16 protein-coding genes and 1 tRNA gene are annotated in these 23,088 nt (G+C 43.0%); 6 read left to right on the top strand and 11 right to left on the bottom strand.

What is annotated here, in order from left to right; genetic code table 11:
• Positions 1–8 precede the first annotated feature (8 nt).
• The 6 genes from AC07M6_RS03945 to AC07M6_RS03920 form a co-directional block, all read right to left on the bottom strand.
• Positions 9–3,101: a SusC/RagA family TonB-linked outer membrane protein gene (locus AC07M6_RS03945; protein ID WP_494887613.1), complete on the bottom strand. Its 3,093-nt coding sequence runs from the start codon at positions 3,099–3,101 to the stop codon at positions 9–11.
• A gap of 213 nt (positions 3,102–3,314) precedes the next feature.
• Entirely contained in the window at positions 3,315–5,474 is a 2,160-nt protein-coding gene (locus AC07M6_RS03940) for a polysaccharide lyase family 8 super-sandwich domain-containing protein (RefSeq protein WP_494887612.1), read from the bottom strand.
• A 183-nt stretch (positions 5,475–5,657) separates the two neighbouring features.
• Positions 5,658–6,842 carry an AGE family epimerase/isomerase gene (locus tag AC07M6_RS03935; protein WP_494887611.1) on the bottom strand — a complete coding sequence of 395 codons (1,185 nt, stop codon included), beginning with the start codon at positions 6,840–6,842 and terminating at the stop codon, positions 5,658–5,660.
• Positions 6,843–6,845: 3 nt separating this feature from the next.
• Positions 6,846–8,030, bottom strand: coding sequence for a glycoside hydrolase family 130 protein (locus AC07M6_RS03930; RefSeq protein WP_494887631.1), 1,185 nt, complete (start codon positions 8,028–8,030; stop codon positions 6,846–6,848).
• Between the two features lie 32 nt (positions 8,031–8,062).
• A complete protein-coding gene (locus AC07M6_RS03925; protein ID WP_494887610.1) occupies positions 8,063–9,892 on the bottom strand; it encodes a sodium:solute symporter family protein in 1,830 nt (609 codons plus the stop codon).
• Between the two features lie 232 nt (positions 9,893–10,124).
• Positions 10,125–12,998: a polysaccharide lyase family 8 super-sandwich domain-containing protein gene (locus tag AC07M6_RS03920; RefSeq protein ID WP_494887609.1), complete on the bottom strand. Its 2,874-nt coding sequence runs from the start codon at positions 12,996–12,998 to the stop codon at positions 10,125–10,127.
• Positions 12,999–13,338: 340 nt separating this feature from the next.
• Between AC07M6_RS03920 and AC07M6_RS03915 the strand changes: the two genes are divergently transcribed.
• Positions 13,339–14,214 (top strand): AraC family transcriptional regulator, encoded by an 876-nt coding sequence (locus AC07M6_RS03915; RefSeq protein WP_494887608.1) that lies wholly within the window; start codon positions 13,339–13,341, stop codon positions 14,212–14,214.
• 178 nt (positions 14,215–14,392) lie between these two features.
• On the opposite strand, the gene AC07M6_RS03910 is transcribed toward AC07M6_RS03915, so the two are convergent.
• Both AC07M6_RS03910 and AC07M6_RS03905 read right to left on the bottom strand, forming a co-directional pair.
• Positions 14,393–14,479: transfer RNA gene (locus tag AC07M6_RS03910), tRNA-Ser, on the bottom strand.
• A 221-nt stretch (positions 14,480–14,700) separates the two neighbouring features.
• Entirely contained in the window at positions 14,701–16,779 is a 2,079-nt protein-coding gene (locus AC07M6_RS03905) for an HD family phosphohydrolase (protein WP_494887607.1), read from the bottom strand.
• A 108-nt stretch (positions 16,780–16,887) separates the two neighbouring features.
• On the opposite strand from AC07M6_RS03905, the gene AC07M6_RS03900 reads away from it, so the two are divergent.
• The 3 genes from AC07M6_RS03900 to AC07M6_RS03890 are packed head-to-tail and all read left to right on the top strand — an operon-like array spanning position 16,888 to position 18,452.
• On the top strand, positions 16,888–17,742 hold the full coding sequence (locus AC07M6_RS03900; RefSeq protein ID WP_494887606.1) for an SPFH domain-containing protein: 855 nt from the start codon (positions 16,888–16,890) through the stop codon (positions 17,740–17,742).
• A 5-nt stretch (positions 17,743–17,747) separates the two neighbouring features.
• Positions 17,748–18,278, top strand: coding sequence for a hypothetical protein (locus AC07M6_RS03895; protein ID WP_494887605.1), 531 nt, complete (start codon positions 17,748–17,750; stop codon positions 18,276–18,278).
• 6 nt (positions 18,279–18,284) lie between these two features.
• Positions 18,285–18,452 (top strand): type II toxin-antitoxin system antitoxin, encoded by a 168-nt coding sequence (locus AC07M6_RS03890; RefSeq protein WP_494887604.1) that lies wholly within the window; start codon positions 18,285–18,287, stop codon positions 18,450–18,452.
• Between the two features lie 88 nt (positions 18,453–18,540).
• Here AC07M6_RS03890 and AC07M6_RS03885 read toward each other — a convergent pair whose 3' ends face one another.
• Entirely contained in the window at positions 18,541–19,581 is a 1,041-nt protein-coding gene (locus AC07M6_RS03885; protein ID WP_494887603.1) for a glycosyltransferase family 2 protein, read from the bottom strand.
• A 1-nt stretch (position 19,582) separates the two neighbouring features.
• A complete protein-coding gene (locus AC07M6_RS03880; RefSeq protein WP_494887602.1) occupies positions 19,583–20,470 on the bottom strand; it encodes a lysophospholipid acyltransferase family protein in 888 nt (295 codons plus the stop codon).
• Between the two features lie 38 nt (positions 20,471–20,508).
• On the opposite strand from AC07M6_RS03880, the gene AC07M6_RS03875 reads away from it, so the two are divergent.
• Positions 20,509–21,120, top strand: a complete 612-nt coding sequence (locus tag AC07M6_RS03875) for a WbqC family protein (RefSeq protein ID WP_494887601.1) — start codon at positions 20,509–20,511, stop codon at positions 21,118–21,120.
• Positions 21,120–22,250: a magnesium/cobalt transporter CorA gene (gene corA, locus AC07M6_RS03870; protein WP_494887600.1), complete on the top strand. Its 1,131-nt coding sequence runs from the start codon at positions 21,120–21,122 to the stop codon at positions 22,248–22,250. The genes AC07M6_RS03875 and corA overlap by 1 nt, the downstream gene beginning before the upstream one ends.
• A gap of 114 nt (positions 22,251–22,364) precedes the next feature.
• Here the strand turns inward: corA and msrA are convergent, their stop codons facing one another.
• Complete coding sequence (msrA, locus tag AC07M6_RS03865) at positions 22,365–23,021, bottom strand: peptide-methionine (S)-S-oxide reductase MsrA (protein WP_494887599.1); 657 nt, start codon at positions 23,019–23,021, stop codon at positions 22,365–22,367.
• Positions 23,022–23,088: the final 67 nt, after the last annotated feature.

Below are 23,088 nucleotides of genomic sequence, written 5' to 3'. Positions count from 1 at the left end.
GTTTTATTTTAAAATCTAACATTTAAGCCTAACAGGTAATTGATAGTTGATGGCGAATCGGTAATCTCGGGATCGGTGCCATAATATTTATGCACATAAGATGAGAAGATATAAGGATTGGTCACATCGGCATAGATCCTGATTGATTTGCCGCCAATTTTTTTAACCCATGCGGTTGGCAGGGTGTACCCAAAATCGACGTTACGGATACGCAGATATGAACCGTTGAAATACTTGAGTGTACTGCCAAATACTACACCGGGATTACCAGATGTACCACTGATAGGCCTCGGATAGGCATTGGTTGGATTGGTTGGTGTCCAGTAATCGCTTGACACCACGTTATACCTGCCTCCAAATGCTATAGAGTTTTGACCAGGTGCGGTGTGGAAAACGCTGGTAATCTGGTTACCGGTCATGCCTTGCATGAAAATGCCTAAATCGAAGTTTTTATAAGAAAACCTATTATTGATACCGAAAGTATATTTTGGCGTTGGTGAACCCAGTATAGATCTGTCGTCCGGATCGATCTTGCCATTACCGTTAAGATCGGCAACTTTTATTTGGCCTATGGATGAGCCATATTGCGCTGCCTGGGTTTCGCCTAACTGCCATATACCGATTTTGGTATAATCATAGTTAACATTCACCGGCGCACCTATAAATCGGCCCGAACCTATATCATCTACCTTACCAGCGGTAAGCGAAACAATCTCTTCTTTATTAAACGCGCCGGTTAAGTCTGTACTCCATTCAAAACCCTTATTTTGCGAAACAATGTTACGGGTTGATAAACTTAATTCGATACCACGGTTACGGGTATTACCCACATTTGATATTACCTGGCCAAAACCGGTTGATTGCGGCAACGCGAAGCCCAGCAACAAATCGAACGTATTGCTACGGTAGGCTTCAATTGAACCTGTGATGCGATCTTGTAATATACCGAAATCTAAACCGATGTTATAAGCCTCGGTGGTCTCCCATTTCAAATTAGGGTTGGGGATACTGTTAGGATAATAACCTAATGCGGCAACATCATTAAAATCATAATAAGTACGGCCAAGTACGGCCAGGGTTCCGTATGGATCTACAGCGGTATTACCGGTGCGGCCATAGCTGACCCTTAATTTTAAATTGGTAATTAAGTTGATTTTTTTAATAAACTCCTCGTTTATAAGGTTATAACCAAATGCTGCTGATGGAAAGAAACCCCATTTATTACCCGGCGAAAACACTGATGAACCATCGGCGCGGGCAGTTACGGTTAGCAGAAAACGGCTATCGTAATTATAATTGATACGCCCCATGTAGGATAAGATATCATACCGGGAATAATTACTTGTGGCACTTAATAAAGTACCCGAACCTAAATTGGTATAAGTGGTAGTGGCAACAGGCAAATCTTTAACATTTGTAGACCCGTTTTCGTTTACACGCTGTTGTATACTGTACAAGCCTGTAAAGCCAATTTTATGCTTGCCAACGGTTTTATCGTAACTCAATATATTCTCTAACGTGTACGAGAATGTATAATCGTTTGATGTACCGGCGGTTGGCAACGTAGTTCCCTGGTTGGTACTGCTATTTTGCGATTTAAAAACCCCGGTACGACTATTACTTAAATCGGGACCGAAGTTTACACGTAACTTAAGGCCTTCTAAAATTTCGGCCTGCGCGTAAAAGCTGGTTAATACCCGGGTCCTTTTTTCCAGTTGTATGGAGTTGTTATCAACAAAATCAAACAATGGATTGTACATCAGCGGGTCGCCGGTAGGGAATTTGGCTAAGGTGCCGTTAGCCTCGTAAGGGGTACCAATAGGGATTTGCACCACCGCCGCAGCAATTGGGTTTAAGCCCGCATTATTTCTTTCGGCGTACGAACCTAACATGGATACACCCAGCTTAACACGGGTACCAATATCCTGATCTAAATTTACGCGCAGGTTATAACGCGTATAGTCCTGTGTAAGGATATAGCCTTTATCCTGGTAATAGCCCAAAGAGATATTATATTTTGTGGTTTTTGATGCACCCAAAATACTAACATCATGGTTTTGCTGTGTACCGCGACGGGTAACATTGCGTTGCCAATCGGTAAACTGGCCGGCTGCTATCGCGGCAATCTCATAAGGTGTAAAAATTTTGGCGTCCGAGCCTGCGGGATCGGCGTCGTTGTAAGTATTTGGCGCCGGTAATGAACGGTACGAGTCGCGTTTAAATTCAACATATTGTGGCCCTGTTAAGTTATGGATATACCTGTTAATTTTTGTGATACCAAAATAACTATCATAATGTACATCCGGCTGTCCGTCCTTACGCTCTTTACCACGGGCTGTAGTAATGATAATAACACCATTAGCGCCCCTTGAACCGTAAATAGCGGTAGATGACGCATCTTTCAGCACATCCACAGATACGATGTCGTTTGGATTAATATCATTAAAACCATCGGTAGTTGGGATACCATCAATCACGTATAAAGGGTTGTTACCCGCTGTGATAGACCGATGCCCCCGTAACAAAACAGATGGTTCGGCACCCGGTTTGTTTGAACCTTGCTGTACCACCAAACCGGCAACGCGGCCCTGTAATAATTGCTGGGCGTTAGTTACGGGCACTTCGCGCAAAGTTTTCTCACCAATGTGCGAAACCGCGCCTGTTACGTCAATACGTTTTTGAGCGCCGTAGCCAACCACAATCACATCATTTAAGTTAGTGGTGTTATCTTTTAGGGTTATAGTAATAATGGTTTGGCTACCTACAGCTATTTCCTGCGTAGCATAGCCTACCGACGATACTACAAGTATTGCGCTACTGCTTTTTACGCGCAGTTTAAAATTACCGTTAACATCGGCAGCAACGCTATTTTTTGTACCCTTTTCGGTAATTGTAGCACCAGGGATTGTTTGTCCTTTATCATCAAGCACTTTACCGGTAATATCAATATCAACTATAGCGGCTATCTTTTTAGCTATTGCCGCTTTTGCTTGCTGAACCGGCAACAAACTGACTGACAGCACAATGAGCGCTAAAGCAAATGTTGTTTTATATATACAGCGCCGTGCGCCGCAGATAAAAAAATTTAAGTTTTTATACATATGTTTAATTTATAATTGGTTTTAGGATAGAATTATGTTTGGTGCTTGCGCAAGGCAACCAGGCAGATATCTTGATGGAATGTTGTGCGTAATTTTAAAACGATAAACATCCCTCCTTTCCAGTATTTAGCGGGCGCTGATGGCCTTTTTCATCGTAACCTGATGGAGCAATGATATAGCAGCATTTTACGATAGCGAATTTTTCTATCATCATCATTTACTTTTTAAAAATTGGACATTTTGAGTAAGCGTGCTTCCCATATAATCTCCCGTTGGAAGTGTGAAGTTTATTGCCGTGCCTTTACCTAAAGGCTGCGTATACTTACCCGTAACTTTTTTATTGATCACCAGCTTAATTTTTTCCTGGCGGTGAATAGGGTCGGCTACAGAAATGGCGTAGCCCTGCAGTTTTCGTTCGATCATTACTGTCGCTTTGCTATAGCAAGTGATACTTAAACCATCAGTCAGGGTAACTGTGCCGGGTTCGTAAAAAACAATTCCATAGTAATTTTTATAGCTTACAGCCTGCACATCAGGGGTGTTTTGGTTGATAACAAATTTTTGTATAGCTGCTTCAGCTTTAAAAGTTTCAAGCGATTTAGCAGGCATAACGATATAGGCATATTGCTGATTTGTGGGCCCGGTGCCATGGTTTAACCATGCGCTAAATACCGGCAATTTAACAACCGTATCGCTGCCTGTTACATTTAAGCTTTTCCACGTGCCCTGTTGTACTGCTTTACGCACCGTAATATTTGCTTTGCCTGGGAATATATAACCTACCCCATCATGGTATATCCATTTTAAATCTGCAAAGGCCTGGCTATCTCCGGTTAGTTTATTGATGATGCTGCCAGCATTTACGGTTACATCGCCATTTAAAAAGCATTGGTTAATGGTGGTTTGTACACTTTGTACCCCCAGGGCGTTAATTCCGGCACCTAAACAAAGCATAGCATTATCCATAAAAAAGTAAGCTTTTTTTGCTTGTACACCGTTGTAACTATGCTCATACGCGATCAATCCATTTTTACCATTACTTACCCCTCCTGAAAAAATATTTGAACCGTACTGATACCACGATAATAATGTAGACGACTCATTATTTACAGACGTTGTGCCGGGCACCTTTGTCCAGTCCCACACGGGGAATATGTTATAATATTCCTTACCTGTTGTAGCGATATTGGTAGCACCTAATGGCAGGTTAAAACCCTTAGCATTTTCGCCATTAAGCATTTCGGTGCCGGCAGTACGGGTGGAGATTACTTTGGCCGACAAATAATAATCGGCCCCGTGGTGGGTCATAATGTCCGATTTCCAGAAATATTTATTGCCCTGGTATTTGGATGGATAAGGCCCGCTATTAAGATGATCACGCCAGGCTTTATAATCGGCAGCATGTGCGGGGTCAACCGCCATCATGGTGCTTAATGTTTCATTATCAACATTATTCATCGAATTTGGGCGGGAGATTCCCCTGCCGATGGTACCAAAATCAATAGTATTGCGATAGCCAAATAACTGGTGTCCATTTAGCATCAGGCCTGAAAATAATCTTCGTTTTTCGGGGCTGAAAACAGCGGCAAAAGTGGTGTTAGTAGTAAGAGCCATTAACCGGGCGATGGATTTCACGAAAGCCATACCATAGCCCCCCGAATATAGCTGCGGGCGATGCTGATGAAAGCTATCATCCACCTTAATACCTTCGGCCCCCTGTTTACTTTCAACAACCAGTGTAGATGCTATGGAGGTAAAACCACCAGCAATTAAGGCGTAATTGTTTTCGATACAGCCTTTGTAAACCGTAATGGTTGATACGGAGATCCGGTTTTGCCCCTGATGGGCCTTATTATCAGTAGCATCTTTTAAATAAGTGGCATATTTTAATAATTGATCGTCAGGTATTTTGTTTTTCAATAAAATGAGCGCTACCATATAGTTAGATGGGGCAGCGATATCGGTATCATACCAGTTCCATGAAGGATATTTTTTATTATAGATGAAATCGAACCCTTTTACTATTGCCTTTAGCAAGTTAGCATCGTGATAGCGTTTGTGGTGCGGGTTATTAAACGCAATAGCCATTTGTTTTAAGCGCTGGCTGTGCCATGTCCACTGCACGTGTACCCCATCTTTATAGTTAATATCATTCCAGCTACCATCAGCCTGTATATTTTTTGCCAGGCTATCCACTTTACCAGGCGCTGTCTCGTTCAAGGCCAGTTGTATTAAACGATTGGTTAGCGTATCCACATTGGCTTGCATAACCGCCTGCGTTGGCTGCGCATTTGCACTTTGCACCAATATCAAACAAACAGGCACAACCAGGTGGTAAATAAATTTTAAATAATATGTATAAAGTGTTTTCAAGTTTGGTTTAATTACGGCTTCAATCTTACAGCACTGGTATGTTGCAGATCAATATAGTTTGGTTATTGCTTCTTAATTGGTTATATCAAAGCTAAGTGCCAGTGGAAAAATCGTTCAATGTTTTTTTAGCATTTTATAATACTAACTAAACAAAAAATGGAGCTTAAGCAGTTTCCTGTTTTTTTAGGGCTTCGATAAGTCTTTATCATAAAGCCTTCTCCTAATTTCAAGCAGGCATCTGCTATTATGATATGGGCATTTCCATATACCGGCTTTATCCTGCCCCTGCATAATCGTATGCTGGCCCTCTATCCCCCAATACCACTCGCCATTTACATGATCAATAATATACCGTTCAATATATTCGTAGTTATGTTTAAAAATGTCCAGGTAAAAATCTTTACCGCTTATTTGCCACGCATTTAGCAAACCAACAGTTGCTTCGGCTTGTACCCACCAATGTTTTTCGGCTATTAAATGCCCGCCGTCAACTTCGTAATTTAATCCGTTATCAAAACCTGGCAAAATGGCATCAACCATAGCTATGGCCAATTGCTTAGTTCGCGCTATCAAGGTCTCATCGCCCAATATTTCTGCAGCCTCGCACAATAACCACGATGCTTCGATATCATGCCCATAGGATATCATATCTGATCGTTTATCCCAAACATCATTAAAAAACAGCACTAGGTGTTTGGTTTTCGCGTCAACAATACGATCGTGAAACAGATTGACCAATTTTAAAATCCTGCGGGCAAGGGCAGCGTCGGGCCAAACACGGTAAAGGTTTACATAAGCTTCCATAATATGCAGATGCGTATTCATGGTTTTTTGCTCATTGCTATCTTTGTCACTCAAACGCAAGTCATCAGCGGTTGACCAGTCCCTGTTGAAGGCCTCAAAATAACCATCGTTTACCGGGTCGTAACTGTAGCGTTCTATCAACCAATACAATTCCTTTGCCTGGTCTATAATACTGTCATCGGGGTTAATCTTATAATATTCCGTTAAACCATATATCGCAAATGCCAGCGCGTAGATCTGTTTTTTATCAGCAAGTGGCTGCCCGCTGATATCTACCAGCCAATATATACCGCCATAGGTTTTATCCCAAAAAACTGTTGTTAAACAGCGATAAGCTTTCCCGGCCATTAATAAATGGCCGGGATTGTTGGTTGCCTGGTAACCGGCAGAAAAAGCCCATAATGTGCGTGCATACATCACCGAACCCAACGGCGCAGTTTCGTCGGGTACATTATTTTCATCTACCCGGCCATAAAAACGGTCGCGTTTTTTATCATAAACTACTGTAGACCAATAGCTTAGTATACTTTGTAATTGGTTATAATAACGATCGGTATCGGTCATCAATCAGGCAAGGGTTTTAACCAGTTTATTTTGCTCAATAACATTCATGATGGTTTTAACCGTACTGGCCGATGTTAAACCATCTGCCGTTGTGTGCAATACATAATCCAGTAAGCACTCAATTGTACTGGTAGCTACATGCATCCGCGAATCGGAAGAAGCATAGTAAATAAATACTTTTCCATCATCATCCAGTATCCAGCCGTTGCAAAACACTACGTTAGATACATCGCCAACACGCTCTTCGCCTTCGGGCGCCAATAAATAACCGGCGGGCTTGTATATTACTTTAGTCAGATCGTTAAGATCAGTCATAAACATATACAGCACATACCGTAAACCAGCGGCGGTATTACGCACACCGTGGGCCAGATGCAGCCAGCCATGTGTGGTTTTTATAGGCGCGGGACCTTGCCCGTTCTTGGCTTCATAAACGGTATGATATACTTTTTTGTCTAAAATAGTTTCCCTCTCAATCACGGCATTCTCTATAGATGCAGAAAGCCCGTAACCAATGCCGCCACCTTTACCAGCCTGGATAAAGGTATCCTGAGGGCGGGTGTAAAAGGCGTATTTACCGTCAACAAATTCGGGGTGCAACACTACATTGCGCTGCTGTGGCGATGGCGTTTGCAAATCGGCCAAACGTTCCCAGGCAATAAAATCTCTGGTGCGGGCAATACCGCATTGTGCTATAGCGGCCGACTGATCAGCTTCGGGCGCCGACGGGTCCCTTCGCTCGGTACAAAACAATCCATATATCCAGCCGTCCTGATGCATCGTTAGGCGCATATCATAAATATTGGTGTCGGGGGTACTGGTTTCGGGCATTACTATCGGGTACTCCCAAAATTTAAAATTATCTACACCGTTATCACTCTCGGCTACCGCAAAAAACGATTTCCGGTCGTTACCTTCTACCCGGCAAACCAATAAGTATTTATTGTTCCATTTGATAGCTCCTGCATTAAATACCGCATTTATCCCTACCCGCTCCATTAAATAGGGATTGGTTTGCGGATTCAGATCATATCGCCAGCTTAAAGGCACATGCGCAGCGGTTAATACAGGTAGCTTAAACCTGTTAAAAACACCATTACCCAATTCTTCCGCTTCATTTTTTTTGTGAAGGATAGCGGCATGGTCGGCACGCAACTTATTTAGTCTTTCTTCAAAATTCATCTCCATCTCTGGCATTTATATATAGTTATTAATATTTATTAGTCTTCCAGCTTATTCCACCAGGTTCTTTTCAGGATAAAGGCTATTACACCTAATATCAATACGGTTACCAGCAATGGTAGTTTCATACTTAATATCAAATACATGGGCAATATGGTTAAGCATAACTGGGCAATGATACCCAATGCCACATTAAGCATATCCTTCCCAAAATCCTTATTAGCTTTAAAGCCGGGATCGTCCATCAGCACCTGGTTATGTACCGGCTGCCAAAAGCCCCATGGGCGTACATTGCGGTAAAAACTTTTGAGCACCTGCATATCTGTAGCAGGCGCGGCATAGGTGCCAAATACACAACCGGCCAATGATATGGCGAACAATACCGGGAAGTAATACAGGAATTCGACACCATTGAAAAAACGGGTAAAAACCAGCGCGGCAATAATACCGGCAAGCATACCCCAAAAAAAGCCATTAGCGTTAAAACGCCACCAATGCCATTTTAAAACATTAGCAGCAAAGTAACCGCCGTATAAAGCCGATACGATCCATTGCAAAATACTGTTTACATCTTTAGCATAAAAACCCAGCACAATCCCTATCAAAACCACCACAATACCCACCAGGTAATTCATGGAGATGATTTGCCTGGTAGGTGCATCCGGACGGATATATTTTAAATAAATATCGTTTACAATGTAGGCCTGTGCAGCGTTAAGCGTACCACTAAAAGTACCCATAAAGGCGCCAAGCAAACCCGTAAGCACCAGCCCTACTAAACCGGCAGGCAAAAAGTTATTAATAGTAACTGGCAGTATCCGCTCAAAATCAATGATCCCTTCAGGTGTTTTCAAGTTCATTTGGTGATAGTATAGCAGGCCCAATACCGTTAAGCCAATAATTAACGAATACCGGATAGGCAACAAAATAATGGATACAAAACCACTCATTTTACTGGCTTCTTTGGGCGATCGGGTTGACAGAATCTTCTGCATATCATAATTAGGCGCCGGCCCCGCCAGCGATGCAAATACACCTTTAAACAGCATCATCATAAAAAACAGCCCGAACAGGGAGTAACCGTCGTCCTTTATTTTCAGATTTACATCGGCAATAATCTTACTCCAGTCCAGGTTTAAGCGATAGCCAAAGAAGGGATTAGCCCATCCTTGCGGCACATTTAGCTTTTGGCCATTGAGATGTGTGTATGCTATAACGGCAATAATTATGCAGGCCACAGTCATAATCGCATACTTGATCATATCACCCAAAACGATACTGTGCATCCCCCCTAAAATGGAGTAGAACATCGCAAACAGCGTAAACACTATCCCGTAAAAATGAGCTACATATTGTGGCGGTACGTTAAATGGCACATAAGCTTTAACCACATCCCAGGGGATAAAGATCTCTATGAATTTACCTAAGCCAATAAAGCCATAAGCCAAAAAACCCAGACAGCAGATAAGCGCGAAGGCAATTACTATTTTGTGCGATGCGCCTACGCCCTGCCCTTTAACCCCAAAGCGGGTTGATAACCATTCGGCACCTGTATTGGCGTTTGAGCGGCGCAACCACTTGGATAGGTACATCATTAAAAATACCTGGTTAAACACAGGCCATAGCCAGGGTATCCAAATACTTTTCATACCATATACAAAACACAGGCTTACCATCCACATGGTGCCGCTGATATCGAACATATCCGATGCATCGCTTAAACCCAGTTTATACCAGGGCAACGATTTGCCGCCCATCATATAGCTCTCTTTGTTTTGCCGCGCTTTTTTACGATACCAGAGGCCTATCCCAATAGTAATAACCAGGTAGGAAAGTATGATAAGCAGGTCGATTAGTTTTAATTTCATTATAGGTTAACAGCTAATTTTAAATAATCACAGGTGTTAAAAAAAACAAATGCAGCACATTGGCATTAACAAAAAATACATGCAGTGTGCAAAAACCTGTGATGTAAATATAATTGGCCGTTTTTATATATACGCATGTTCAAAAATACCTTCGGTTTTAGGTAATTGGTTAATACTTTTATAACATAATAGAGTACAATTATTACAAAATTAACCGACCCCACGCTACCATTTATTGCTTGATAAACTGTTTGATAATAACAGTGCCATTAACATGTATCCTTAAAAAATAAGTAACGCCAGGCGTTAAAGCACTGATATCAACCTCGGTCCCATGCACAGTTGGAAACTTACGCCCTGACAGGTTATAGACTTCAATGTCCGCTGCTTCGCGTAAACCTTTTACATAAATTACCGAGGTTGCCGGATTAGGATAAATAGAAATAGCTCCGGATATTTTGGTGTCGTTATCCAATGGCTCGATCAGATTGTTTGGATTTCCACTTGCCATTAAACCACTATTAATGGAGAAGAAATTGGTCCTTGTTTTTCCTCTTTCATCTGCCGAATAAGTGTCTACGGTAATCACCGTTTGGCCGGATGCATATACAGCGCCGGGACCTGTCAGGTTTTGGTTTAATGTTATTTTAATTGGCGATCCGGTATATTCCGGGTCGCATACAGATACCCGGTAGGTTGTTGAATATTTCTTGATCTGCACAACGGCGGGTTTATCTGATTTAATCAGCAAACCGTCGGGAGTGGTGATCTGCCCGGCGGCGTAAAAAATAACCGCGTACTGGTTTGTTCCCACGTGCCGGATAGCCTGCAGATTAACGGTATTTTGATCTACCACAAACCCGTGGTTTGCGGCAAGTGCTGTCATATCCGTAGCCAGTTTATTGGGTGCCACTATATAATAATAGGTGCCATTTAAAGGCGTTGGACTATGCCGTACATACAAATTAAATACCTGATTGCTTTGCACCGTTGTCGACCCTGAGTTATCGATACTTTTCCACGTACCTGTTTGTGTTTTATTAGTAAGCGACAATACACCGCCCGCTGGGAACAGGTAGCCTACGTTATCGTGATGCACCCACTGCAAAGTGCTATTGCTAATAGAATCGCTTGTGAAAGTTTGAGCAGAACCGTTATAAAATGCCGTAATGGTGCCGTTGGTCTTGGTTTGATTTACGGTGGTTACTATCTCGTTAGTTTTACTGGCAGTAATACTGTTGCCCAGGCAAATCATCATATTTTCCATAAAAAAATATGCTTTGCGCGCGGTAACACCTCTTTTGTTATCCAGTTTGAAGGCTATCGCTCCGGCCTCGTTAACAGCAAGGGTACCGCCAAAGGTATTTGTGGTTGTCACATAACCGCTATCAAGGCCGAACGAGGTTGATGCCTGCGCTTCGCTCATTTCGGCAGTGGTGCCAGGTATGCGCGACCAGTTCCAGGTTGGGAAAATATCAAAATACTCGTTCCCGGAGGTCATAATGTTTGTGGCGCCCCAGGGAAGATTGTAGCCCTTTAAATTTTGGCTGTTCAACGCTTCGGTACCCTTATTGCGTGCAGACATAATTTTAACCGACATATAGAAATTGGGGCCATGGCTTACCAGCATGTTCGACATCCAGAAATGCCTGGCGCCTGTTACAGGAAATGCACCGCCGCTCAGGCTTGTTTCCCAGTTTTGGTAAGCGGTAGCATTGCCCGGATCATTCAATTTTTGGGTCTCCAGGATACTGCTATCAATATTGGCCGTCATCCCTGCCCCGGTAACCGCCCTCCCCATAATGCCAAAATCCAGCACTCCCCGGTAGCCAAAAAACTGCAGGCCATTCAGCATTATGTTTTGCAGGTTGGTACGCCGTGTAGTAGTGAATTGAGAACTAAATGTGGTGTTATCCGCATCGTGCATATATCTTGATTCGTAGGTCATAAAATCTATACCGTAGCCTCCAATATTAATTTGATGACGATGCTGATGAAAACTATTGTCGGCCCTTGGCCCTTCGGCCATCGACCAGCTGGCCAGGTCCAGCGCGGCGCCCATACTTTGAAAGCCCGTGTTGGCCACAGCATAACGATCCAACGCCAAACCTTTTCTTATAGTAATAGAAGCAACCCATGACTTATTAGCACCCTGGTTACCCGCATCACCTGTATCATCCTTAACAAAATAGGCATACGCAAAAAGCGAATCGCTGAGTATCGCGCCCCTCATCAGCATCAGCCCATTAATAAGGTTTTGCGGCGAACGTATAACGGTATCGTACCAGTTGGTAGAGGTAAAATGCTGGTTAATAAAATAACGCATACCCAGTTGAAATTTTCCCGGTATCCGCGAATCATTATACAATACATTAGTAGGATCGCGGTAAGCGCAGGCAAGCCAGTTCAAACGCAGGGAATGCGATGTCCAGTTGTTACCTGTATAATCCATCTGCCCGGGTATGGCTGGCTGGCCGGGGGCCGCCTTGTCGGGCCATTTACCATTAGATTGCATGGAAGTGATCAACACGGTTAAATCGCCGGCCGGTGCGGGAGATTCGGCAGCCAGCCGGTTTCTTACGGTACTGATATCGCTCAGTTGAGTTGAGGTCGACGGATCATAGCCATAAACCTTAAACTCAGCTATGCGATAGCCCAGGGTGTTGGCCCTGCCGCGCCCATTAAAACGCACATACTGGTATTGCCCATGTAACCCGCCTATGGTTAACGACGATAGTGCATTAGTTGGCGGGATGGTACGCATGGTAACCCACGAACCCGCTACCGTAGGTGTATTTGTCCCCTGAATATCAAATGTGAGCGCGTAGCGCCCGTCGGCAAAATAGATCTGCACGTAATCGATATCTTTTTGGGCACTAAGATCTACATACAGCCACTCGTTATAACTTGCCGATGAGGATGACCATTTAGTGGTCAAACTACCGTCAACCGCATTAGATGCGGGGTACGAAGCGCTTTCGGTAGAAGAAACGGTTACCGTTTTACCTTGCGAAAGCAGCGTTTGCGCTTGTGCGCCGGTAAAAAAAACCAATAGCATTGCCACAAGCAAAACCGGGCTTACAAAGCTTGGTAATAGTTTTTTCATAGTGTTAATTTAAAGGTGAATAATTGCATATACTGCTGTACTCATTTGCACACCACAGCGTTGCAGACGGCACAGGTTAATAAAATAACATCATATTTTATCTGTCTCCCGTATAGCTGTAACAGGCTGTACAGAAACCATATAATCGTATTAAATAATTTAGTACTGAATAATTTATTATTGGTTTATGAATTCAAAAGTAACGGCATTACCGGGGGCTGGTTAATACTTTTATAGCAAAATATAATGTATTTATTACAAAATGGGGTATTTGTTTTATATTATACTTATTAGGTGATATATTTAAAATTGAGAATGTCTGGTCAGACAACCAATTATTATGAAAACTAATATCATCAGGGAAATTACCCCTCTTACCCAAAGCGATTGCTTTACACTTTTTTCGAGGCAAAAAAAACAATTTGATTTCCCTTTACATTATCACGATGAGTATGAGCTAAACCTGATCATCAACGCAGAGGGGGCCAAACGCATAATTGGCAATCATATTGATAAGATAACCGAACTTGAACTGGTATTTGTTGGCCCTAATTTAAGCCACGGTTGGTTTAATCATGAGTGTAAAAGCGACTTGATTAAGGAAGTTACCATACAGTTCCATAATGATTTTTTCAGCGAATCGTTACTCAAAAAAAATCAGCTGAGCTTTATACGGGCTATGTTAGACCGATCGCAACTGGGGATATTATTTTCTAAAGAAACCATTGAAACCATGGCCCCCCGGATAATTGCCTTAACTAAAAAAACAGGGTTTGATTCTGTACTGGAACTAATCTCTATTTTGCACGACCTTTCCACCTCGCGCAATACGGTTACACTGTCCGACGCGGAAAACAACGCTGATGCGATTAATTACAACAGCCGGCGTATACAAAAGGTATTTGAATATCTCAACGAAAACTACAGCAAAATGGTTTCCCTGGCCGAGGTAGCTCAGCACATTAACATGCCCGAAGTATCGTTTAGCCGGTTTATTAAGAAAAAAACAGGAAAAACATTTGTAGACAGCTTAAACGATATCCGCATCGGGCATGCCAGCCGTATGCTTATCAACTCTACCGACACCGTTGCCGAAATTGCCTTTAAGTGTGGGTTTAATAACATGTCTAACTTCAACCGACTTTTTAAGCGTCGGAAAAACACAACGCCGAAAGATTTCAGGGAAAATTACTCGGGTACAAGGGTGTTTATATAAACTGTCTCTGTGCTTACTACTATCTCACCGTTTTCGGTCATCACCCGGTGAGCCTCATAAGCCTGGTTTTGGAGATTGCCGGAGACAGGCGTTAAAAGCAAAGGATTTGCCCTAAAACGAAAAAGCCTGTAAATCAAATGATTCACAGGCTTTTAATGTGTTTTGCTAATCTAATCAGCGGTGAGGGAGGGATTCGAACCCTCGGTACAGTTTCCCGTACGTCAGTTTAGCAAACTGATCCTTTCGGCCTCTCAGGCACCTCACCATTTCGTGGCCTTTGCAGGCCGGTCAACAAATTGCTCCCCTTTTTTCGGGACTGCAAATATAGCAATTCAAGTTACCCGTCAAAAAAAAATTTAGAATTCTAATTTTGGTAATTTGTTGATTGGGTTCATCAGGTTTATTGAACCCGTGGCTGTTTAGATGAATTGAGTGAGCAGGAAGTCTGAACCACTCTCTTAATCAGCTTGATAACTTAATCAACCATTATTTAATGTTCAGCAGATCGATCCGGACGTGGTAAATACTCATCAGCATTTTTTTGAAAATAACTTTTATCGTTTCCAGGTCTTTCAAGGTAATATCGCTGTCGTTTAGCTGTCCCTGGTTCAGTTTATAGCTTACTATACGGTCAACCAGGTCGTTTATACTTTGCGCGTCGGGTTCACGCAGCGAGCGTGATGCCGCTTCTACCGAATCGGCTAGCATCAGTACACCGGTTTCTTTAGAGAATGGTATAGGCCCCGGATAGCGGAAAATATTTTCGTCTATCAGTTTTTCCGGGAAATTTTTCAGGAACGACTGGTAAAAATAATCTACCCGGGTATTGCCATGATGCGTGCGGATAAAATCGATCACAATTTCGGGCAGGTTTTCTTTACGGGCCATCTCTACCCCGTTGCTCACATGGCGGATAATAATTTGCGCGCTATCCTCGTACGAAAGCTTATCGTGCGGATTAAAGCCCGAACTTTGGTTCTCGATAAAATAAAGCGGGTTCTCTATCTTACCAATATCATGATATAAAGCCCCTGCCCTTACCAGTAATGAATTGCCGCCAATGGTGTAAATAGCGTTCTCGGCTAAATTAGCTACTTGTAACGAGTGCTGGAATGTGCCGGGTGCATTAAATGCCAGTTGGCGCAATAAAGGCGCGTTGGTATTGGTCAGTTCAATCAGCGTAATATCTGAGGTGATCTGGAACATCTGCTCAAATATGTAGATTAAAGGATAAGCCAGTAAAGTAAGCCCCACGCTTACCACAAAGGGGAAAAAGCTCATCCATTCCAAATTAATCAATGTCCCTTCACGGATAAAGGAGATGCCTAAAAACGAAACAAAATAGGTAAAGGTAATGATCAGGGCCGATACCAAAAACTGATCGCGCCGTACCAGGTTTTTAATACTATAGATAGAAACCATCCCGGCGGTAATCTCAAAATAGGCAAATTCAAAGCTATTCGGCACAAAAAAGCCAGCTATCAGTACCACCAACAAATGGATATTTAAGGCTAAGCGAGTATCAAAAAGGATACGGATAATAATAGGTACAATACAGTAAGGAATGTAGTAAACATTAAACTCCTGTATGCGTATAGCCCATGATAAAGTGGCCAGCATGCCTGTTACCACCAGCAATATCAAACTCACCAGCCGGTTATCCCGATAAATATCTTTCCTGAACAGGTATAAAAATATCATCAGCAAACCAACCGCTATAGATACCAGTAAAAACTGCCCCAACAGCACCAGGTTAGGATCGCCATTAACACGGGCGTTATCTTCAAATGCACTTTTATACGATCGCAGCTTTTGATAGATCTCATCATTAATAACCGATCCCTTAGCCACAATTACCTCGCCTTTTTGCACCATGCCCCGGGTAAGCGATAAACCGTCCAGCACTTCCCGCTCCTGCTTGGCTGTTAGTTTATCATCGTAGCTTAAGTTGTTTTGCAGCCGGTTTTGAATAATATTTAATAAAAAGGTTTTATCAATATCTTTCAGCCCGTTCAACTGGGTGATGCAATAAGCAATCGCCCGCTCGCGGGTAAAAAGCTCCATAGTATTTTTATCGGCTGCAATATTTTTATTTAATATGGTAATCGCGTAGTTTTCGTTACCGCGCTGGTATTTGGATACCAGGGTTAAAAGGCCGCGATCGTATATCGTTTTTAGCAGGTTATAGCCTGTTTGCAGGTATTTTTCCTTTTGCTTTTCGTTGATGCCGGCATTATGCCATTTAATTTCAAAGTCGTTTTTAAAACCATTGAGTTGCTGATCGGCCACATCCGGCAATAGCTGGTAAATAGGCGTTATGCTGCGCAGCGCGGCTTCCTGATCAGTAGCCAGTTCCTGGCTTGTTTTTAATATGGCAAAATTATAGGGTGATATCAGGTCTTTCTGGTTCCAGATACGGCCCTTCTCGTACTCGTATCTGAATTTGGCCTGCCTTGGGAGCGTATAAACAATCAGGCAAATGCTGACCAGCATCATAAAATATTTGATATTCCGGGCGTATTTGCGAAACAATGCCCTTTGGCGCGATGCTGATAGTGTTGCCATTTAGTTTTATACCCAGCAAAAATAGCATTTTATTTATTATCAGTTTATTCTTGCATTTCTCATTTTATATTTGATATCTTTATGATATCATTTTAAATCACAAAAATCATGGAATCCGAAAAATCAACCAGTCCTTTATCAGGCTTTTTTATGCTGATCGTTGTACTTGTAATGTTAATTGTTGCCATTGTGGTAGCTGTAGCCGGATTGCCGGTTGTAACTGCTGTAATCGGCGTCATTACCTTTTTTATGTTACCCGGTTTTATTGTAGTTAACCCTAACGAATCGAAGGTATTAACGCTGTTTGGCAACTATATTGGCTCGGTAAAGCAGTCGGGCTTTTATTGGGTAAACCCATTCGCGTTTAAAAGGAAACTGTCGTTAAGGGCGTTTAACTTAAACGGCCAGCAGTTAAAAGTTAATGATAAGGTGGGTAACCCTATAGAAATTGCCGCGGTAATAGTATGGCAGGTAAAGGATACGGCTAAAGCTGTGTTTGCGGTAGATAATTATGCGCAGTATGTAAATATACAAAGCGAGGCCGCGGTGCGCCACTTAGCCAATTCATTCCCGTATGATAACTTTGAGGATGAACAGGCGACAGTAACTTTGCGCGATGGCGCCGAGCAGGTGAGCATTATGCTGGAGCAGGAACTAACCGACCGGCTGGAGCGCGCCGGCATTGAAGTGCTGGAAGCCCGGATCTCGCACCTGGCCTATGCCCCCGAAATTGCAAACGCCATGCTGCAGAGGCAACAGGCATCGGCTATTATAGCTGCCCGTAAGCTAATTGTTGAAGGCGCGGTTAGCATTGTGGAAATGGCGCTGGACAGGCTGTCCGAAAAAAATATTGTTGAGCTGGACGAAGAACGCAAAGCCAGTATGGTAAGCAACCTATTGGTGGTTTTATGCGGCGAACGCGCGGTATCACCGGTGATTAATACAGGCACTTTATATCATTAATAGCAATGGATAATTACTACAGAGATTTTAACTCATTACGTACTGATGAGTTAACCGTAACAAAAATTGGCTGGTTTAGCCCATATTACGAGTTAACCGACGGGCAGTTTGTATACGGAAAATTAAGCTATACCAATTGGTCAAGGCGTAGAGCCACGCTGGAAATTGCAGGCACCACCTGGACTATCATACCCAAAGGTACGTTTAGCGGCACCGTTTATATCCATCAATCTGACGGAAAAATGATTGGGGAGATAAAGCCCGAAACATGGTCGGGTAAAATAAACATCGCTATGAACAATGGCTTCCAAACTATTTTTACCGCTAAAAAAATATTTTCAAGAAAGTATACCATAATCCATGATCAGTATGGCGACCTGATTAATATTGAGCCTAAAATCTGGAAATTTTCAACACCATTTATAATCACGTTTCAGCAAAACATGCTAAAAACCATACCCGATATGCCTTTATTAATATTATCGGGCATTTATTTGGCATTATTGCGCCAGCGACAGGCAGCAGCAGCCCATTAAAAAACTATGGCCGAAAAAAAACCATTTGTACTAAGGATAAATGCCGATATGCTGAAAGAGATTGAAGCCTGGGCAAACGATGAATTCAGGAGCACTAACGGCCAGATAGAGTACCTGCTGCAACAAGCTTTACTGGCGCGTAAAAAGAGCAGCAAAAAGAAAAAACCAGACTAACAGGAATTTAACCGCAGAGGTTTGCACGGAGGGGCACAGAGCATTTTTTAATCCACAATAAATCTCTGTGCCTTCTGTGGTTAAATCATCAATTATAAAAATCCTCTGCCCCCAAATCACTAAAAGCTTTTTTCTTTTTGATAAAGAACTCCCATACAATATTGTATTTATACATGCACTTCAGGGTAGAGTGATGTGCCTTGGCTACTTTAATACCCTGTTTATTTGATTTAAACAACTGGCGTATAAAGTTTTGATGCGCGCGGCTAACCGCCCAGGCGTCCTTACGTTTCCCCTCGTTCATAAAGCGGACAATAGCCAGCAGGTCAAGGCAAAACCGCAGACTGATAGTAAACACCGCCCGCCCAAACGACAGGTTCTTTTTCAGCAGCAACAGGTTGTTGCGGAAATTGAGATAAGTTTTAAAAGGGTTCTCCTTATCCAGCGTACCGCCGCCAACATGGAATACTTCCGATTCGGCACAGTACATAATTTTATAATCCAGGTTTTTTAAGCGCCAGCAAAGGTCTATCTCTTCCATGTGGGCAAAAAAGCGTTCATCAAAACCACCGGTTAAGTCCCAGCATTCCTTTTTAATAAACAGCGCGGCGCCCGTAGCCCAAAACACTTCGCCTGATTGATTGTACTGGCCCCTGTCCTCCTCTACCTCGTAAAATATCCGTCCGCGGCAAAAAGGGTAGCCATAACTGTCAATAAAGCCGCCTGCAGCCCCGGCGTGTTCAAAATGAGTGGGATTATGATATGCTTTTATTTTAGGTGCAGCCGCGGCAACCTGCTCATCGGCCTCCATTAGTTCAATAACCGGCCTTATCCAGTTGGGGGTAACTTCAATATCCGAGTTTAGCAGGATATAGTAATCAGCTTCAACCTGGCGCAATACGCGGTTATACCCGCCTGTAAAGCCATAATTACTATCGTTCTGAATGATCCTGACGGTTGGGAACGTGCTTTGCAAAAAACGCACCGAACCATCGCTGGAGGCATTATCGCCTACAACAATCTCCAGGTTATCCCACTGGGATGCCATAACCGACGGCAAAAACTGGCTGAGATGTTTTAAGCCATTCCAGTTTAAAATAACTACTGCTACCTTAGGGGTATTATTCATGCTATACGTTTCTCGGCTTAAATTTCCATCTTCTGTGGCTCCATAACCAATATTCAGGCGCCCTTCTTATTTCTTTTTCCAGGTGGGCCACATGCAAATTAGTAATTTCATAATCGGCCGTATTTTTAGGGTCGATTGCCAGCGGGATAAAGTTATAACTATAATGCCCTCTTTTAACACAACGCAAATCACAAAATACAACAACCGAATCTAAGGCCTTCGCCAGTTTCTCCACACCCAAAAACACAGCCGTTGGCTGGTTTAAAAAATTAGTGAAATATTGTACGGTTTCCTGCACCGGGGTTTGGTCGGATAATAATACCGTAAAGCTGCGTTTGTTGCGGATCCGTACCAGCTTGCGTAAAATATCCTTCATAGCAACGGTTTCGGCCCCAAATTTTGAGCGCGATTTGTTAAAAAGCTCATCAAACACCTCATTAGCCAGCGGCTTATAAACCACTATTCTTTCCTGGTCGGTCATCATACTGCAGCTTAAGGCGGCAAATTCCCAGTTACAGTAATGGCCGGCCACCCCTAAAATACTTTTCCCCTGTGCAAAAATATCGGTTACCAGTTGGTTGGTATGTTTATCCATGGGCACCATGCGGCGCATTACTTCCTTTTCGGTTATACTGAGTGCTTTAATGGTTTCTACAATCAGGTCGCCCAGGTAACGGTAGTATTTTTTTTCGATAGATAAGCGTTCGGCATCCGTTTTTTCGGGGAAAGAATTGGCCAGATTTTCGCGCACAACATCTTTACGATAACCTACCAGATAGTAAAGTACAATGTACACCACATCCGAAATTGTGTAGAGGATCCAAAAGGGCAATAAAGAGATCAGGTACAAAAAGAATACTCCTATTCTTGAAAGCCCTTTTATTATCATTATTTTCGGCGGATTTTTGATTGCAAACATAAAAATTTATGATGGATAAAGGCGCTGTTTTTCCAATGTTTTATCTCCCGCCTGTTGAATACTTCGCGCGCTTAAATCAGCATAAGCAAAATATACTGATAGAGCGGGATGAACACCTGATTAAGCAAACGTACTGTAACCGGGCCAACATTTACTCGCCCGATGGGTTGCTTACGCTGGTTGTGCCGGTAATAAAAGGATCTAAAGTGCATACCAAAATGCGCGACGTGAAGATCAGTTACGATTTTCGCTGGCAGCGCCTGCACTGGATGAGTTTGCAATCCTGCTACCGCCGTTCGGCATATTTTGAATATTACGAAGATGATTTTGCCCGCTTTTACGAAGACAGGTTTGAATACCTGTTTGATTATAATGAACAGCTATTGCGTATGTTATTAAGCATGGCCAAAATAAAAGCCGAAATTACTTTTACAGATGAATATCAGCCGGCTTACCCCGACCGTGCCGATTACCGTTTAAGTTTCAATGCTAAAAAAGAGCCCGGTTTTGAACAAAAACCCTATTTCCAGGTTTTTGAAGAGCGGCAGGGCTTTTTAAAGAACCTGAGCATTGTTGACCTGCTGTTTAACCAGGGGCCGCAAACCATAAATTACCTGTAATGGATTTAAAAATCAAACCCCGCATTAAATTCCGCTCCAACAAAAAAAGATTGGGTAACGTGGGCGACAGCCCCGGCATGATCCATATTGCCGAGGATGCGCTGAAACCACATATCAACATCTATTCGTATAACGAAAAGGAACTGGTAACATCAAAAGGCACCAATATAGCGGTTATACTCGATCAGTTTAAAAAGTGTGATAACCATACCCACTGGATCCAGATAAACGGGCTGGGCGATATGAAGCTGATTGAGGCCATTGGCGAGCATTTGCACATTAACGCCCTGGTTTTGGAGGATATTACCAGCGGCACCCAACGGCCTAAGTTTGAGGAATACGAGCATTATGTTTTTGCAGTAAGCCGGATAACCCATTTGGATGAGCATAACGAACTGCTGAACACCCAGTTTTCGGCCATTGTAAAAAAGGATCTGATCATCAGCTTTGAGGAAGATCACGAAGACCGTTTTGATGCCGTGAAAAACAGGTTAAAGGTGGGCAAAGGCGCTATCCGCACGGCCGGGCCGGGTTATATGTGCTACGCGCTGACCGATACCATTATAGACCAGTATTTTGTAATACTGGCCATTATTGGCGATGCATTGGATGGTGTGGAAGATCAGGTTTACGTTAAACCCGATAAAAGCATTATGTACAATGCCCAACACCTGAAACGATCGCTGATAGGGATGCGCCGCGCCAGCTGGCCCGAGCGTGATAAGGTGAACGATATGATCCGTACGGATAGTCCGCTGATTACCGCCGAGGTAAAAACCTTTTTGCGCGATGCCTACGACCACTGTATCCAGATCATGGACCTGATTGAGAGTTATAAGGAGATCACATCCAGTATTATCGATCTGTACCTGTCCATGGTAAGCAATCGCATGAACGAGATTATGAAGGTGCTGACCATTATCTCAGTAGTATTTATTCCGTTGACTTTTATTGCCGGGATCTACGGTATGAATTTCTCGCGTCAGGGTACCGATGGGAAGGTGATCCCCGATAACATGCCCGAATTGTACTGGAACCACGGCTATGTTTACGCTCTGATCCTGATGTTTGTGATTGCTTTTATACAGATGTTTGTATTTTGGCGTAAAGGGTGGTTTAACAGGTTGTGACCTCACCCTGCCCTCTCCAAAGGAGAGGGTTCTAAAAAAAATGACACCATAAAACGTTATGGTGTCATGCATTCTTCAAGTCCTCTCCTTCGGAGAAGATTTAGGAGAGATTTCTTACTTGGCAAACTCCGGCTTTAGATAAGCCTTCATCGCTTTACGCATTTTGATCACTTTGGCCTGCGATACTTCGGCAACGTAAGGGTTATCATCAATATGTTCCTTATAATACCCCTGGTGGTACTTTTCGCCGGCATAAAATACGGTGAATGGGACTATTTGAGTTACTACCGGGTTAGCAAAATGCTTGGAGGCATTTACTTCCTTTACACCGGCTTCTAAAGCTTTCTTTTCTTCCGGGGTGCGGTAAAACGCTATCGAACGGTAGTCGGTACCTTCGTCAGGGCCCTGCTTGTTTAACGTGGTCGGGTCATGCGCGCTGAAAAACGCCTTTACCAATGTTTCATAACTGATCACTTTAGGATCGTAATAAACCTGGGCGCACTCGGCATGGTTGGTAGTGCGGGTGCATACTTCCTGGTAAGTTGGATTTTTAGTGTTGCCACCGGCATAACCGGCTATCACTTTATTTACGCCTTTTAATTCGGAGAAAGCTTCACTGCTGGCCCAGAAACAGCCGCCGCCAAAGGTGGCCACCGCCTCGCCGGGGGCAAGTTTTGGTAAAGAAACGATATCATGATCGCCTTTTTTATTTTGCGCTTCGGCACAGCCTAAAAACAGGATGGCCATTAAATATAAACTGATTTTTTTCATTAGTTTTTTGCTTTGTTAGTCTAATTTACGAAGATATCCTTACAACGGTTGGTCATCAAAACATCAT

This window comes from Mucilaginibacter sp. GW821-FHT07H05, from assembly GCF_059418485.1.
This window is presented reverse-complemented; position numbering and strand designations above follow the sequence as displayed.

What these genes read in the sequence shown, in the direction of transcription:
- AC07M6_RS03945 (WP_494887613.1), bottom strand. Translation starts at nt 3,101, where the DNA reads ATGTATAAAAACTTAAATTTTTTTATCTGCGGCGCACGGCGCTGTATA.
- AC07M6_RS03935 (WP_494887611.1), bottom strand. Translation starts at nt 6,842, where the DNA reads ATGACCGATACCGATCGTTATTATAACCAATTACAAAGTATACTAAGC.
- AC07M6_RS03930 (WP_494887631.1), bottom strand. Translation starts at nt 8,030, where the DNA reads ATGGAGATGAATTTTGAAGAAAGACTAAATAAGTTGCGTGCCGACCAT.
- AC07M6_RS03925 (WP_494887610.1), bottom strand. Translation starts at nt 9,892, where the DNA reads ATGAAATTAAAACTAATCGACCTGCTTATCATACTTTCCTACCTGGTT.
- AC07M6_RS03920 (WP_494887609.1), bottom strand. Translation starts at nt 12,998, where the DNA reads ATGAAAAAACTATTACCAAGCTTTGTAAGCCCGGTTTTGCTTGTGGCA.
- AC07M6_RS03915 (WP_494887608.1), top strand. Translation starts at nt 13,339, where the DNA reads ATGAAAACTAATATCATCAGGGAAATTACCCCTCTTACCCAAAGCGAT.
- AC07M6_RS03905 (WP_494887607.1), bottom strand. Translation starts at nt 16,779, where the DNA reads ATGGCAACACTATCAGCATCGCGCCAAAGGGCATTGTTTCGCAAATAC.
- AC07M6_RS03900 (WP_494887606.1), top strand. Translation starts at nt 16,888, where the DNA reads ATGGAATCCGAAAAATCAACCAGTCCTTTATCAGGCTTTTTTATGCTG.
- AC07M6_RS03895 (WP_494887605.1), top strand. Translation starts at nt 17,748, where the DNA reads ATGGATAATTACTACAGAGATTTTAACTCATTACGTACTGATGAGTTA.
- AC07M6_RS03890 (WP_494887604.1), top strand. Translation starts at nt 18,285, where the DNA reads ATGGCCGAAAAAAAACCATTTGTACTAAGGATAAATGCCGATATGCTG.
- AC07M6_RS03885 (WP_494887603.1), bottom strand. Translation starts at nt 19,581, where the DNA reads ATGAATAATACCCCTAAGGTAGCAGTAGTTATTTTAAACTGGAATGGC.
- AC07M6_RS03880 (WP_494887602.1), bottom strand. Translation starts at nt 20,470, where the DNA reads ATGATAATAAAAGGGCTTTCAAGAATAGGAGTATTCTTTTTGTACCTG.
- AC07M6_RS03875 (WP_494887601.1), top strand. Translation starts at nt 20,509, where the DNA reads ATGATGGATAAAGGCGCTGTTTTTCCAATGTTTTATCTCCCGCCTGTT.
- corA (WP_494887600.1), top strand. Translation starts at nt 21,120, where the DNA reads ATGGATTTAAAAATCAAACCCCGCATTAAATTCCGCTCCAACAAAAAA.
- msrA (WP_494887599.1), bottom strand. Translation starts at nt 23,021, where the DNA reads ATGAAAAAAATCAGTTTATATTTAATGGCCATCCTGTTTTTAGGCTGT.